Origin of the sequence: Dyadobacter fermentans DSM 18053, assembly GCF_000023125.1 — a bacterium.
GTDB lineage: Bacteria > Bacteroidota > Bacteroidia > Cytophagales > Spirosomataceae > Dyadobacter > Dyadobacter fermentans.
Genome location: NC_013037.1, coordinates 3973978 through 3987999, shown reverse-complemented (window position 1 = coordinate 3987999; position 14022 = coordinate 3973978). Strand labels below are relative to the sequence as shown.

At 52.0% G+C, this 14022-nt stretch carries 15 protein-coding genes; 1 reads left to right on the top strand and 14 read right to left on the bottom strand.

Going from position 1 to position 14022, the window contains the following annotated elements:
- Positions 1-6: 6 nt before the first annotated feature.
- Positions 7-309, bottom strand: a complete 303-nt coding sequence (locus tag DFER_RS16100; RefSeq protein WP_015812711.1) for a DUF4286 family protein — start codon at positions 307-309, stop codon at positions 7-9.
- A 70-nt stretch (positions 310-379) separates the two neighbouring features.
- Between DFER_RS16100 and DFER_RS16095 the strand changes: the two genes are divergently transcribed.
- Positions 380-799 carry a hypothetical protein gene (locus DFER_RS16095; RefSeq protein ID WP_015812710.1) on the top strand — a complete coding sequence of 140 codons (420 nt, stop codon included), beginning with the start codon at positions 380-382 and terminating at the stop codon, positions 797-799.
- A gap of 109 nt (positions 800-908) precedes the next feature.
- Here DFER_RS16095 and cysM read toward each other — a convergent pair whose 3' ends face one another.
- The 13 genes from cysM to DFER_RS16030 all read right to left on the bottom strand — a co-directional run bounded on the left by cysM (position 909) and on the right by DFER_RS16030 (position 13974).
- A complete protein-coding gene (gene cysM, locus DFER_RS16090) occupies positions 909-1784 on the bottom strand; it encodes a cysteine synthase CysM (protein WP_015812709.1) in 876 nt (291 codons plus the stop codon).
- A 195-nt stretch (positions 1785-1979) separates the two neighbouring features.
- Positions 1980-3188 (bottom strand): alpha/beta hydrolase family protein, encoded by a 1209-nt coding sequence (locus DFER_RS16085; protein WP_015812708.1) that lies wholly within the window; start codon positions 3186-3188, stop codon positions 1980-1982.
- A gap of 84 nt (positions 3189-3272) precedes the next feature.
- A complete protein-coding gene (locus DFER_RS16080) occupies positions 3273-3983 on the bottom strand; it encodes an alpha/beta fold hydrolase (protein ID WP_229206021.1) in 711 nt (236 codons plus the stop codon).
- A gap of 88 nt (positions 3984-4071) precedes the next feature.
- Positions 4072-5790: an AMP-binding protein gene (locus DFER_RS16075; protein WP_015812706.1), complete on the bottom strand. Its 1719-nt coding sequence runs from the start codon at positions 5788-5790 to the stop codon at positions 4072-4074.
- A gap of 134 nt (positions 5791-5924) precedes the next feature.
- Complete coding sequence (locus DFER_RS16070; protein WP_015812705.1) at positions 5925-6434, bottom strand: GNAT family N-acetyltransferase; 510 nt, start codon at positions 6432-6434, stop codon at positions 5925-5927.
- 32 nt (positions 6435-6466) lie between these two features.
- Complete coding sequence (locus tag DFER_RS16065; protein ID WP_015812704.1) at positions 6467-7858, bottom strand: hypothetical protein; 1392 nt, start codon at positions 7856-7858, stop codon at positions 6467-6469.
- Between the two features lie 81 nt (positions 7859-7939).
- Positions 7940-9154: a hypothetical protein gene (locus tag DFER_RS16060; RefSeq protein WP_015812703.1), complete on the bottom strand. Its 1215-nt coding sequence runs from the start codon at positions 9152-9154 to the stop codon at positions 7940-7942.
- 97 nt (positions 9155-9251) lie between these two features.
- A complete protein-coding gene (locus DFER_RS16055) occupies positions 9252-9917 on the bottom strand; it encodes a hypothetical protein (protein WP_015812702.1) in 666 nt (221 codons plus the stop codon).
- Between the two features lie 5 nt (positions 9918-9922).
- Positions 9923-10414 (bottom strand): thermonuclease family protein, encoded by a 492-nt coding sequence (locus tag DFER_RS16050; RefSeq protein ID WP_015812701.1) that lies wholly within the window; start codon positions 10412-10414, stop codon positions 9923-9925.
- Positions 10415-10541: 127 nt separating this feature from the next.
- The gene (locus DFER_RS16045) at positions 10542-10937 is read right to left on the bottom strand and encodes a hypothetical protein (RefSeq protein ID WP_015812700.1); all 396 of its coding nucleotides are present in this window, start codon (positions 10935-10937) and stop codon (positions 10542-10544) included.
- Positions 10938-10972: 35 nt separating this feature from the next.
- Complete coding sequence (locus DFER_RS16040) at positions 10973-12205, bottom strand: sulfite oxidase (RefSeq protein WP_015812699.1); 1233 nt, start codon at positions 12203-12205, stop codon at positions 10973-10975.
- Between the two features lie 227 nt (positions 12206-12432).
- Positions 12433-13221, bottom strand: a complete 789-nt coding sequence (locus DFER_RS16035) for a ferritin-like domain-containing protein (RefSeq protein ID WP_015812698.1) — start codon at positions 13219-13221, stop codon at positions 12433-12435.
- A 27-nt stretch (positions 13222-13248) separates the two neighbouring features.
- A complete protein-coding gene (locus DFER_RS16030) occupies positions 13249-13974 on the bottom strand; it encodes a ferritin-like domain-containing protein (RefSeq protein WP_015812697.1) in 726 nt (241 codons plus the stop codon).
- Positions 13975-14022: the final 48 nt, after the last annotated feature.

Below are 14022 nucleotides of genomic sequence, written 5' to 3'. Positions count from 1 at the left end.
GCGTGCTCAGGCTTCCTCAAGAAGTGTCCGGAAAGAAACATACTGGCCATTGAAAAGCTCGTGATGGCGCTCCTGCAAAGCGGGCTGGAAGTCCGTCTGGTAGGCCAGAAAGTCCTCCATTGTCCTAAATTTAAATTGAGTAGTATAGGTGCTTCCCTCATTTTCGATCTCGGTCAGGAGCCGCAGGAGCTTGCATTCCAGCGGCAATTCCGAGGCCAGGATTTCGGGGATGTACACCGACTTCATATAATGCAGCCAATCTTTTTCGGCCTGGTAGCTGATGTTGACTGTGATGTTATAGACGACCATTTTTATTAAAATTTATTGTTTGCGAGTTACATTTGCAGGCATATACTTATTCACCGTAACCAGTATCATCATGAATATTCTTCTACACGCCCATTCGGGGCTCCGTTATGTGGTGTTAGGACTTTTGATCGCAGCGATTTTTACGGCCTATTCTAAATGGCAGCAAGGCAGCCAGGAGGATAGCAAGCTGTATCTTTTCACGCTCATCGCAACCCACACACAGCTGCTCATCGGGCTGGTGCTGTATTTCATGAGCCCCAAAGTTAACTTCGATCTGATCAGCGAGAAAGTGTTCCGTTTCTTTTCCATCGAACACGTGTTCATGATGCTGATCGCGATCGTGCTCATTACCGTAGGAAGGGTGCGTTCGAAGAAGCTGAGCGGCGCCGACAAGCACCGCACCGTGCTGTATTTCTACGCGCTGGCATTGATTATCATCCTGGTAGCAATTCCCTGGCCATTCCGCAACCTGGGATCGGGGTGGTTTTAAGGGACTTCGGCTGTCGGCAGTCGGCTATCGGCTTTTTTAGTCAGTAGCCGATGCTGATAGCCGAATGCTGATAGCCGACGGCCGAAAGCCGATAGCCGACTGCCGAAGTCTACCCTCCAAACAGTTCGCTGGATAAATAACGGTCGCCGCGGTCGCAGATGATGAAGACGATCACGCCTTCTTTCAATTCCTTCGCCAGCTCTATGGCGGCCCAGGCAGCGCCCCCGCTGCTCATTCCTGCAAAAATAGCCTCTTCATTCGCAAGCCTGCGGGTAGTAAGCGTGGCATCCTGCTGCGACACTTCGATGACGCGGTCCACGCGTTCCTTTTCAAATATTTTTGGAAGATATTCCACCGGCCATTTGCGGATGCCGGGGATGCTCGATCCGTCGTTGGGCTGGCAGCCGACGATCTGGATGTTGCTGTTTTGCTCTTTCAGGTAGCGCGATACGCCCATTATCGTGCCCGTTGTGCCCATCGATGACACGAAATGCGTGATCTGCCGGTCGGTGCCATTGTAAATTTCCGGTCCGGTGGTTCGGTAATGGGCCTTCCAGTTGTCGGGATTGGCAAATTGGTTGAGCATGAAATATTCCCCGCTTGCGGCCTTTTCTTCGGCCAGGTCACGGGCGCTTTCCATGGTTTCGGTGAGGACCACTTTCGCGCCGAATGCCTCCATGGTGAGCACGCGTTCGCGGGTGGAGCTTTGCGGCATTAGTAATTCAATGTCGAGATCAAAAAGCCGGGCGATCATTGCGAGGGCGATGCCGGTGTTGCCGCTGGTGGCTTCCACGAGCTTGATGCCGGGCTTCACTTCGCCACGTTCGAGCGCTCCTTTGATCATGCTGTACGCCGCGCGGTCTTTCACGCTGCCGCCGGGATTGTTGCCTTCGAGCTTGCCGAAAATCCGGACGTTGGGATTGGGATTAACTTTTTGTAATTCTACCAGGGGTGTATTGCCTACCAGATCCAGTAATGATGACATGGTGAAGATTCGTGATGTTGTGATTCAAAAATGGTACGTGGGAGCCTGCCGGCTAACCCGGCGCTCTTTTCAGGAATAAATCAACAACATCGAACGGACGTAAAGAATGCCCGGGTAGAGGAAATTGCAGAAAAGGTGATGGTTAAAAGCATATTTACCCTATTAATTTAATGGGAAACAAATATACCTGAATATTTACAGAGTATTGGCAAAAAACGCCTGTGTACCCAGCAGGAACGGAAGAATAGAGCTGCTGTGCGTGCCTTTGTTCACCTTGATAAACTCCACATTGGTCGCGCCCCGCTTCTGCATGGCGTTGTAGGCATTTTCGGAATTGAAGAAAAATACGAGCGGATCATCGGTGCCGTGGTAGAGCTGTGTAGGCGTTTTAGGCTTGAAATCGTACACATCGTTATCGGCAATGGCGTCGATAAACGCTTTGTCCGTTCCGTCGTTCAATGCTTTTTTAAACGAATCGTTCAGCGCGAGGTGGAAGCTTTCGGGAATGGAAGCATTTTTGCCCGACGCCGTGATTTGCGGAGCATATTTTTCGGTAAAATAATAGGAGGCCGGTTTATTCAACTTGTAAATGCGGTCGTATGTCAGCAATACCCACAGGTAAAGCGAGTTGTAGCCCGCCACGCCATCAGTTTTAACATTAATGATGTGCTTCATGAATGCCGTTTTGTCGTAAGCACCCGCCCCGCAGCTCGATGCGCGGAGATTAAATTCAGACGAGGCTTCTTCCTCGATTTTCCGTTGCAGCGACATCGTCGCGAAGCCGCCTTCTGAATATCCGGCGATATATAACTTCTCATCCCATTTCACGTCTGTTTGCCCTCTCAGAAACTCTTTGGCCGCCCGCAGCATGTCGAGCGAAGCCGACGCCAGGCTCGCACGGTGCTCATAAGGGTGCGGAAGGTCTTTGGATTCGCCATAACCAATGTAATCGGGATAGGCGATAATGTAGCCCATCGACCCGAAAAGCGATCCGAAAGAGGAACCTTCGGAGCCGTCGCGGAAAAGGGATGGCGCTTCGTCGGGATTGGAGATCGTGCCATGCTGCACGCTGATCATCGACACGGGCCCAGTGGAAACCGGCAAAATCAATGCGCCCGAGGCAGTGATGTCGCTGCCGTCGGTGTTTTTGGTCTTATAAGTGATTTTATAAACTTTAATATCATGCTTGACATACTGAGCCACAACGGCCGCCAGCGTTCCGGCCTTTTGGAGCACCTGCTGTTTATTGAGCGTGGCAATGGACGAGCTTTCTTTCAGATAAATATTCTCCTCTTTCGGCGGTACCGGTTTGGTATCGTCATTACACGAGTTGAGAATGAGAAGGCTCCATATAAGGAGAAAGGATAATTTGCGGAGAAGGGCAGAGGTGGTAGATTTTTGCATAGCTAAAAGAGAAACAGGCCATTGGTACAAGGTAATTAACGCACAACGGCCTGTTTTTGATGATAATTTCCTCTATTTATTGAATTAAATTTTGCTCATGTACCAGTTGATCATCCTGGCGGTCGCGTCGGGGCGCTCCACCATGCCCATATGCCCGGCTTCGGCGAAGATCAAGGGGTAAGCTTTTTTCGGGTATTCGGCCAGCTCGATCACGCTTTCGAAGTGGATGAGCTTGTCCTGCATACCGATGATGAACAATACCGGAAACGGCATGCCCGCCAGCACCGACGTGCGGTCGGGGCGCTGGCGCATCGCATTCATTCCGGCGATCAGCGCTTCGGCGGGAAGCTTGCTGAAATAGGCAATGTGTTCTTTGATACGCTCGGGATAAAGCTCCTTGTAGCGCTCGCCGAACATATTGGACGCTGTATTTTTGATAAACGACTCAGTGCCATAATTGCGCAGGAGGTCGATCATCTGGCCGCGCTGGTGCTTTTTGGAATCGTCGTCGGCGTAGGCGGTGGAATGGAACAGCCCGAAGCCTTCGAGCATATCCATGTATTTTTCGGCGAATGCCAGCGAAATGTAGCCGCCCATCGAATGGCCGATCAGCGTGCATTTCTGGATATTGGCGTTGGTCAGGAAACGGTGAAGTTCATCGGCATACTCCTCCACGGTCTGGCAGGATGTGAAGAGCGAAATATTCGGTCTCACTACCGTGTAAGTGTCATTTATCGCAGCATCGAGGCTGTCCCAAATCGTGTCGTCTATGCCATGACCATGTAGTAATACCAAAGTTTTCCGGTGTAGATTCATATAGATTTGCATTCAAGGTTGAGAACTTGTTTGCCTAAATATACTAAACCTTCGCCCGTTTGCGGCCCTATTGGCTAACTTTCGCCATTTCTTCCTCGCGTAATGCGCGCCGGAGTATCTTGCCTACATTGGTTTTGGGGAGCTCTTTCCGGAACTCGATCCGGCGCGGACATTTGTAGCCCGTCAGGTTTTCCTTGCAGTAGGTTTTGAGCTTTTCCTCAGTCAGTTCCGGGTCTTTTTTGACCACAAAAATTTTCACCATCTCGCCCGATTTCTCGTCGGGAATACCCACGCAAGCCACTTCTGCCACGCCGGGGCATTGCGCTACCACGTCTTCGATTTCATTGGGATAAACATTGAAACCCGAAACGAGGATCATATCCTTTTTCCGGTCCACAATCTTGAAAAATCCATCGGCGTCTTCGATCCCGATGTCGCCCGTCTTGAACCAGCGGCCGCTTTCGTCTTCCAGGATCACTTTGGCGGTTTCGTCGGGGCGGTTGTAGTAGCCGAGCATAATCTGCGGGCCTTTCGCGCAGATCTCCCCGCGTTCGCCGATCGGCAGCCATTTGTTATCCTCGCTCAGGATGCGCATTTCAGTGCTCGGGAACGGCAAGCCGATGGTACCCTGCTTGTGTTTGCCATTCAGCGGATTCACCGAGAGTACCGGGGAAGTTTCGGAAAGGCCGTAACCTTCCACCAACGGGCAGCCCGTGGCTTTCTCCCAGCGCTCAGCCACGATTTTCTGCAAAGCCATTCCGCCCGCGATCGTAATTCTGAGGTTCGAGAAATCGACGGAAGCAAACTCCGGATTGTTGAGCAGGCCGTTGAAAAGCGTGTTCAGTCCCGGGAAAATATGGAAAGTGTATTTTTTCAGTTCTTTTACAAATGCGGGAATATCCTTCGGATTGGTGATCAGGACATTCAATGCGCCCCATTTAATGCCGCATAAGCCGTTGATTGTCATCGCGAATACGTGGTAAAGCGGCAGCGCCCCGATGAGCGTGAGCTGGCCGGTGGTTTCCGATGTCCGCATTTTGGACATCAGCCATTCGTTAATGCCCTCCACGTTGGCGATCAGGTTCCGGTGCGTGAGCATAGCGCCCTTGGATACGCCCGTGGTGCCGCCGGTATATTGGATAAATGCGAGGTCGAGGCCGGATACGTTGGGTTTTTCATAGGTAACCCCCGAACCGATCGATAGCGCATTCGCCAGCGTCACCGTGTTTTTCAGGTGGTAGGCCGGGACCATTTTCTTGATATACTTCACCACGGCATTTACGATCAGCTTTTTAGGGAAGCCGAGCATATCGCCGATTTCGGTGATGATCACGTGTTCGATATTGGTGTTGGCAATGACCTTTTCAAGGTTTGCAGCAAAATTGGCGAGGATCACGATCGCTTTCGCGCCTGAATCCTTGAACTGGTGCTGCATTTCGCGTGGCGTGTAAAGCGGGTTCGTATTTACAATCGTAAGCCCGGCACGAAGCGAGCCCATCATCACCACCGGATATTGCAGCAGGTTGGGCATTTGCAGGGCAATGCGGTCTCCCTGTTTCATGCCGATGCTTTGCAGGTAAGCCGCGAAGTTCTGCGAAAGTTCGTCCAACTGACCGAAAGTCAGTTGCTTATCCATATTCGCATAGGCAGTTTTGGCGGCATTTTCGCGGAAGCTCACCTCCATCATTTCCAGCAGCGACGAGTAGGCATCCGGATTGATTTCATAGGGAATGCCTTCCGGATAGTTTTCAAGCCATGGATAGGTATCCTTTGATAGGGCAGTCATATTTTACATTGCAAAGGGTATAAACGAGTATTTGCGAATTAAGGTAATCAATTAAGCCAAAAAAATATCGAACCAATCCAATTTATTTTCAACCTGAAAAACCTGTGAAATTGCGCGAAACGCTGGCATTGCGCTTAACGGCGGCTGATTTCCCAGCGCCACAGCAGCCCTTCGTCGGGATCGTTCACGTCTTCGGTTTGTGCAAAACCCAGCTTTTCGAGAATGTGCCCCGAAGCATTTTCCTCCGCCAGCGTGTGCGCGATCACTTTTCTGACGGACGCGTGCCCGAATGCGTGATCGAGCAATCCTTTGGCCGTTTCAGTGCCTAGCCCTTTCTCGCGGTATGACGGAATGATCTCATACCCAATCTCTACCATCCCGTTCGAATCGGGCTCGCCCTTGTAGCCGCAGGAACCGATGAGCATGTTGTCCGGCACGTGTATAATCAGGTAAACCCACCAGTCGCGCAACGGCGGGTGGGCCTTCCAGCGGTGGTAAGACGGGGTGAAAGTATCGCGGAACTCGGTCCACTTCTTGGGGACATTGACGCCCATTACGCGGGCTAATGTATTGTTTCCCATGCGGATAGCATCATAAAGTGTATCGTCGCAGGAGATAATTCTTAAATGGGGGGTCAGAATCATAATAATGGAAATGAGCCCCCCAATTTAAGAAACTATGTATTGTTTTCGTCAAAGCGATCGGTAATTGCCTTCCGGATCGCCTGGTGCGGGCGCATTCCTGTGCTGCGAGTGCGAGGCACTGCACGGTCGGCGGACGCATTGGATTTGGCACGTAATGCGAGGTTTGAAACGGTCATGTGGCTGTTGCGCCAGGCGTCGTATTCCTCCTCGTTCATCACGTCGCGCGTTACCTGGCCGTGCGCGTAGCCATCGCCGAACGATTGGATGCGGCTGTCGGTGAGCGCTTGCCTGCGCTCGTTTTCCAGCGCTTCTATTTCCGCCCTTACCTTCGCTTCTTCGGCGCGCAGCTCTTCCAGTTTAGGCAAAAGCTCGATATCGTTTTCGAGCACCGTTTTCTGGGTCATATGCTGGGTAACAACCTGTTGTAAAGGCTCCATTTGTTTCAGTATTCGCTTTCTGCGCCGGCGCAAACGGGCCAGTTTCGGATCGATCTGCAACCAGCGGTACCAAAAGCCCTGCAACACCGGCAGCGCCATACCCAGCGATACCGCACCCGCAATCGCGAAGAGCACGCCGCTCAGTACGAACGACAGCAATGCCCACGGACTGTTTACAAGGTCGAGGTTTAGCTGGTCAGAGTTTTGAAGTGCCTGCTCGATTTTCTTGGTCAATGCAGGGCTATCCACCGGCGCGCCTGTCAGCGGGTCCACTGCATTCAGTTGCAGGTTTTTAACCGATTTGTTGATCGCCTCTTTCAGCTTATCCGTGCGGTAGGCTTCGTAACGGAACCATCCGAGCACAACGAGCGTAACGATCGCGAAAACCGACAGAATCAGTTTAAAACCCGCATAGCGCGATTTTGCCTTGGGCGTATCGTCTCTGTGATAGGGCTCTTCTACCAGTCGGTCGTAAGCCGGTTTCAGCAGGACGGAAAGCATCGCCAAACCGATCGCAAATGCCCAGGCTTCATTGGAATTACGGATGTTCAATGCGTAAGCCACGATTTCGTGGGAGATAATCAGGTCACCGGCGATGAATGAAATACCGGCTGCGAGGAAGATCAAACCTGCGATTAGCGAATAGGAAGGTGCTTTTTCGGCGCGTTTCTCTCTCAGCTCCTCGGTTTGCGTGTCGATCTCGGTGATCGAGCGTTCCATGTCCTTCATCTGCGTGGCGGCATTGTTGAGGCCCATGACCTCATTTTGCAATTTGCCGTAAGCAGTTTTGTGTTCTGCCAGCGCCTGCTGATTCCGCGACCGCACCTCCGAAAGCTCCTGCTTTTTCTCATTGAGGCGGTCCTGGATCCAGTTGTGGTTTACATTGCTGGACAAATAATTTTCATATACCTGACGGTCGATACCCTCCATTCCGCGCGTGTAGCCGTGTTGGTAATCTCCGTTTTCATTTAGATTCTGTTCGTTCATGACCTTTATTTGGGGTTGATCGAGTGTGAGTTAGGGTAAAAAATCGCGCCATCGGCGCATTGCCGGATCGTTTTCCTACGCCTATTTGCCTTTCTGGATCAGGTTGAGCTGCCGGGTCGTGAGCTCATTTTTCATGCGGCGCGCAAGGTAAAATTCGCTCTCAAAAAGCTTGATAAGCATATCCCGCTTGGCAAAAAGGCGGTCGCGTTCGGTCTCGGCGTGGCTCTGTTCGCGCAGTACCTGCCATTTTTTTACACGCAACTCATCCATTTCCTCCTGCATGGTCTGGCATTCCGACTCCCAGTTGTAGTTATTTTCAACAAAATCGTGGCGGTCGCGACGAATATTTAACCAAACTTGGAGGTCGTTCCGCAGCACGGTGATATTGCTGAGCAGCAGTTTTCCGGCAAAAAGGAAGAGGAAAAACACAAACACAAACAGCGCGAAAGCCTGCCACCAGGTTTGGTAAGTGATCACATTCGCGAATACGAACAATGCGGCGGCAAACGGCAGCCCGATTTCTTCCAGCAGCGATTTCCAGGTCACTTTTGACTCGGTATCATGAAAAAGCGAAATGCGGCCGAACAGGCTGAACATCCCGGCGAGAAACACGCCCAATGCGATCCACGAATTGTCGGCAAATGCCGGTTTCAACGACTCGCGGATCAAAAAGAAGTTACCTACGCACATGGCCGCGCATAGCGTGATGCCGATGAGCGTACGCGGAAGGTGGTGCTCGCCTTCGCTGCGTGCGCCCGGGTTTTTGAGCCTCTCCTGCAATTCATCGATCCGATTTTGTTTCTGGCCAATGAATAGGTTCAGCTCCTGAATGCGCTCGTTATGCTGCTCGATGTCGGCGATATGCGATGCGGCCAGGTTAGAGAAATATTTGTGAATAATGTCGGTCTTCTCGTTCGGATCGGATTCCGAAAGTCCGAAAAGCACGCCTTCATCACGCAATGTGTCTTCATCTTCCAGCCAGTACGGAATCGGTACCTCCACTTTCTGAGGTTCCTGCATGGGTGGAAATGGCGCTGGTTGCTGCGGAAATGGCGGTTGCGGTGCGGCCTGAACAGGCGTGACATGCAACGGCGGCTGATATGCGGGCTGCGGAGGCTGTGCGGCAGCCATTACGGGTTGCCGGTTGTCGGCAACGGGCATTTGATTAATCGTATTTTGTTCCACTGAGGAGGTAGGGGTGTCGTTCGCCTGGACGGACTCATCATCATAAAATTCGTTTTCGTCGGACGCTCTCGGACGAAACCAGCCGGCAATTAATTCAGTCAGTTTGGCCATAGTTTTTCATGGGTTAGCCTGCGATTATCCATGAAAACAAACAAACTCGCTATAATATTGTGATGACCGGCTATTAAAAAAGGTAAGCTCCTGTGGATTAGGACATTTCAAACATCTTCTGTAATGCCTGCCACAGTTTTTTCTTAAGATTCCGGTCTGCTTCGATCACCACGAGCGGGTCGGCGAGCAGGAACCAGATCCCCTCTATGTTTTTGGGCGTGTAGGGCACCAGCAGCAGGTCGAGGTTGAGCCTGATCAGCGGCACGCCAAAGGAAATGAAGAAGTTGGTCTTTTTACCCGAAAGTACCGTCCGCGCATCCTGCCCGGGCATATGGCTGAAATTGAGGACATCGCTCGTCTCGAGGGAATGGCCTACGGCTTTGAGGATATTATCGAGAAACAATGCTTCGGACATGAGCATGTCCTTTTGCTTCGGCTCGTCGGTGAGGACAAGGACTTTATGCTGCAAGGCGGGGAAAGCGGGAGCTGGCGTCGCCACCTGCGTGGATGTGGGCGGGGCAATGGCCGGCGTCTGGGGCAATGCGGGTGATTGAGGCATTGCCGGCGGCTCGGCTTGCAGGGCCGGAGTGGCCGGCAAGGTCGGCACCGGTGCCTGCACGGTTACCGGCTCGGGTACGGGCGCTTCGGCCTTTTCTTCGGGTTCGGCAGGCAGCGGGTTGGCGGGCAGCACACGATCTTCCAGTTGAAACAGGATTTCATGCTGGTAGAGTATTTGAAAAAGTGCTGCCGACGAATGCTCCATATGTATTACAATTGCCCGAACTGTATGCCTGGCTGGCTCCAAATGCCTATTTTCTGTTTTTTAGCAGCTATTTCAAGATTAGCATATTCCTGGTCCTTAGAATATTTCTTAAAATGAACGGCCAGTCCTTTTTTGACTAGTTCCTTATTCAAAACCTTGCCGTCGGGGAGCACCACTTCGCCCAGCAGACGACCATATTTATCGAATTCTCCCTTGTGGCGGATGCTAACCGTTTTCCGGAAGCATTTTTCACTGGTAAACTGCTTTGCATTGCTGTAAAAAGGCATCTTGCGCTCAGGGCAATTGATATGCAAAAAGCGAATGCGGACAGGTTTGCCCATTCGGCGTCCTGCTTTCTTACCGGAATATATAAATTTCAGCTCAATCGTGTCGCCATCCTGAATCGCGATTACTTCCGCTTTGAGCGGGTTGGGCAAATCGCTGTTGCTGCGGAGCTGCTGCTGGTCTTCCGATGAGAGTGCGCAGGACGCCAGCATCGTTGGGGCACTGGAAAGAGCGAGGAACAGCAGAATGGAAAATGTGATTCGGGAAAAAAGGAAACGAAAATTGGGCACGCTAATCATTTTGAATGTTTGAGTGCCCAAAGATAGGTATACTTTCCGATCAGTTTTGTTCGAGCTTATACCATCTGATGTCCTTCAACGGGGCTCTCCTTGCCGCTGAGGTAGTTGGCGAATAATTTTTTTCGAGATAATCGAGCACCGGCTTCTCGGCATCGCCCAATTCCCAGAGGTTATGGTTGGCCTGCATCCAGCGGATCTTTTGCTTCCAGCCGTCGCGCGTGAAGCGGTTGGCGGTAATGAGCTTGGTGGAATGGCAATTAGTGCATTGGGCTTTCACCATATACAGGTTTTCGTCCACAACGAGGCCCGTTTCAGGGTCCAGCTTAGTGGTGTCGGCCAATGCGTTTCCGGAAATAGTAGGGTGGTTAGCCGAAGTTTCGGGCAGGGTTTGGAACACAATTCCTGCGCCGAGCATGGCAATGAATATGATCTTCATAAAATGTCAGATTTGCCCGGGAGCGTGGTTGTACATTATCCTACCTTCACCGCGATGCGCTCGCAGGCATTGTTGAGATACCCGCCCGGATTCCAGCCCGGCACCAGCATGGGTTGTGCATTGCCCTTGTCGTCGGTCGCTTTCGCCCATATTTCGTAGTATCCGTTGGCAGGAAACTGAATGTTGGTATTCCAATGCTGCCACGCCAGCCGGTTCACGGGTGCTTCGAGCTTGCATTCTTTCCAGGTAGCGCCGAAGTCAATGGAAACTTCCACTTTTTTCACGGCATGGTCGCCGGCCCACGCGTGCCCGCGCAAGGCAAGCTGCTTCCCCGGATCGAGCATCGCGCCCGTTTTGGGATAGGTAATGAGCGATTTCACCGGCATGGATTCGATGATTTTGTAATACTCATCCGTAGCCGGAATGTCCGTGCCGGGCACCACCGGGTTGCGCGGTAGTTTGTAGCTATGGCCTTCCATTTTAGCGCCATCGTGTACTTTATTGCGTACAGAAATGCGGCTAAGCCATTTGCCCGACACCGAAGCCGGCCAGCCTCCGATCACCAGCCGGAGCGGGTAGCCGTGGAACTCGGGGATGTCCTGGCCGTTCATTTGCCAGGCGATCAATGTCTCGTCTTCCATCGCTTTCGACATAGGCACGCCGCGCGAGATCGACTCTTTTTTCGGGTCGCGGCTCAGGTGCAGGTCTTTGCCGTGGTATCCAATGTAAACGGCATCGTTTTTAATGCCCACATCATTCAATACATCTTTCAACCGCACGCCCGTCCATTGCGCACAATGCACCGCGCCCTGGCCCCACTGGTTGCCCGATGCCTGCGGCTGGTAACCGGCGCGACCGTTGCCGCCGCATTCCAGCACGAGCTGGTAAGTATGTTGTTTGAATTTCTTTTTGAGGTCGGCCAGCGAGTAGGTTTTCGGCGCTTTTACCGACTCTCCGTCAATCGTGAGCGTCCAGTTCGCCACATCTATTTTCTCGGGAACGAGGCCGTTGTTGCGGATAAACATTTTGTCGACGGGCGTGACGCGGTCGTCGAGCAAATGCACCGGCGTTTCCACATTCCACGGTTTGTCGCCCTGCACGATCATTTCCGTGCTTTTGCCTTTCAATGCGTCCTTTTCATCCAGAAAAATAGGCCGGTAGCCAGGTGGCATGTGGTGTGCGAAAACGATCTGGCTACCCATTGCGGTAACCAGCGCGGTGAGGCTGCCCTGTTTGAGAAAATCTCTTCTGTTTAATTCGGAATTCATCAATACTGGTTCAGGAAAACTTGTAAAACATTATTTTCAAATTTACATAAACCGTGCGGCTTTAACCATTATATCACGGCAAATCGGGCAGTTTACCCATAAAAAAGAGGTTACCGTTGTCGGTAACCTCCTCATTCATAATAGTGTGTCCTGGCACTTCGGGCATTGCCCGTTCATAAGTGCATGTATATGCCAACAGGGAAAGTTTACGATAATGCGTGTGATTATTACTTGATAAACGGCCCGGCTATGGCGAGTACCGCTTCTTTTGTCAATGGTTCGTCGAATGCCTCAGTAATGGCCGCATCCGACTTGGAAGCGAGGCCCTTGATGTTCACACCGCCTTGCTCCATGTTGTCTTCACCCGCGTAAATCGCCGCTACCGCGCCTTCTTTGCCGGTAATCCAGCCTTTCATGGAAGCGTTGCCGAGTAACGTCGCCGCCAGTCGTCTCGCTACGGCCGCGTGGCGCGCTTCCACCGAATGCACCTGCAATGCATATTCCAGGATCTGCGGGTCGGAAATCAATGCACCGGCCTGGCCCTTGTAGGCACGCACTCCTGTGTCTTCGAGCGCGCTCGATACGGTTACGAATGTTTTATAATTGGTAAATACGTCACCAAATGCGCCGCCATACTGGAAGTCGAATGTCGGTTTCGGTTCGGCTTTCGCGCCCAATGCTTTCACGAGGAATGCGACGTGCTGCGTTTCGTGCTTGCCGATCTGCGTGAAAATCGCCTTGTCGGATGCCGGGATAAGGTTTGCGGCTGCAATACCCGCTTTGTAGAACTCGTCTTCGAGGTATTCGAGTTTCAGCGCGTAATTGAGCACATCCACCGCCGCCGCCGATTGGGCAAAAGCCTTGTTTACAACTGCCGCGAAGGTGGTCGGAATGGCTGCCGCAGCGAGCTTGCTTCCTATGCGGTTCATAAAATGACGGCGTGAGGCGTATTCGAGTCTCCCCACAGCGTCGCCGTCAATTTGCTGAAACTTATCTATGATTTTGAAAATATCCATTGTGTCTGATCCTGTTAGTGTGAATGATTATTTACCTACGTTGGCTCCGGTGACGGTTTCCTTTACGTAGCCCTTAACGGCCGCCAGAATGTCGGCAGGCGCAACGGCCTTGTCCATTCCGTTCATGTCGATGATGTCGTCACCGGCAAAGTCGGTCGATTTGGGTTTGATCAGGTCACGGATGACAGCGGCGTGGCGCGCTTCTACCGAGACAATCTTTCCTGCCAGCAGCAGATATTTTGCGTCCTTGATGAGCTTTCCTGCGCCGTTGTAAGCGGCTACTCCCGTGTCTTCAAACAGCTTAGCGGCGCCCAGTACCGCATCTTTTTTGCTGAAATCAATGCCGGAGAAGTTAGGGGTAAGTCCTTTGATCGCCTTGTCGCCCAATGCAGCCTTGAAAAAGTCGCGGTGGACGATCTCGTGGTCGCGGATGTCGGTGAGGATCGCTTTTTCCGCGTCGGTCATGCCGGCGTAGGGCGTTTGGATCACCTGGGTGTAGAATGCGGCTTCAAGTTGTTCCAATGCGTAAGCGTAGTTGAGCACGCCAATGTCGCCCGAGCCGAGGTCGACGGTGTCGCCGGTGCCCGGGATCATCGGATCGTCATCGTCGTCGTTACAACCTGCGGCGATCACGATTGTTCCTAATGATGTGGCTAGTCCGGCGGAGCGTAGAAACAGACGTCTGTTCACAACCGACGTGATTTCCTCTTCTCCTTTGCCGGAGGTGTTCTTCGTGTTTGTGTGTTGGTTCATAGTAACTAAGGTTATTGAGCTACTCTCCGTGTGTCGAAAGAGTTTTGA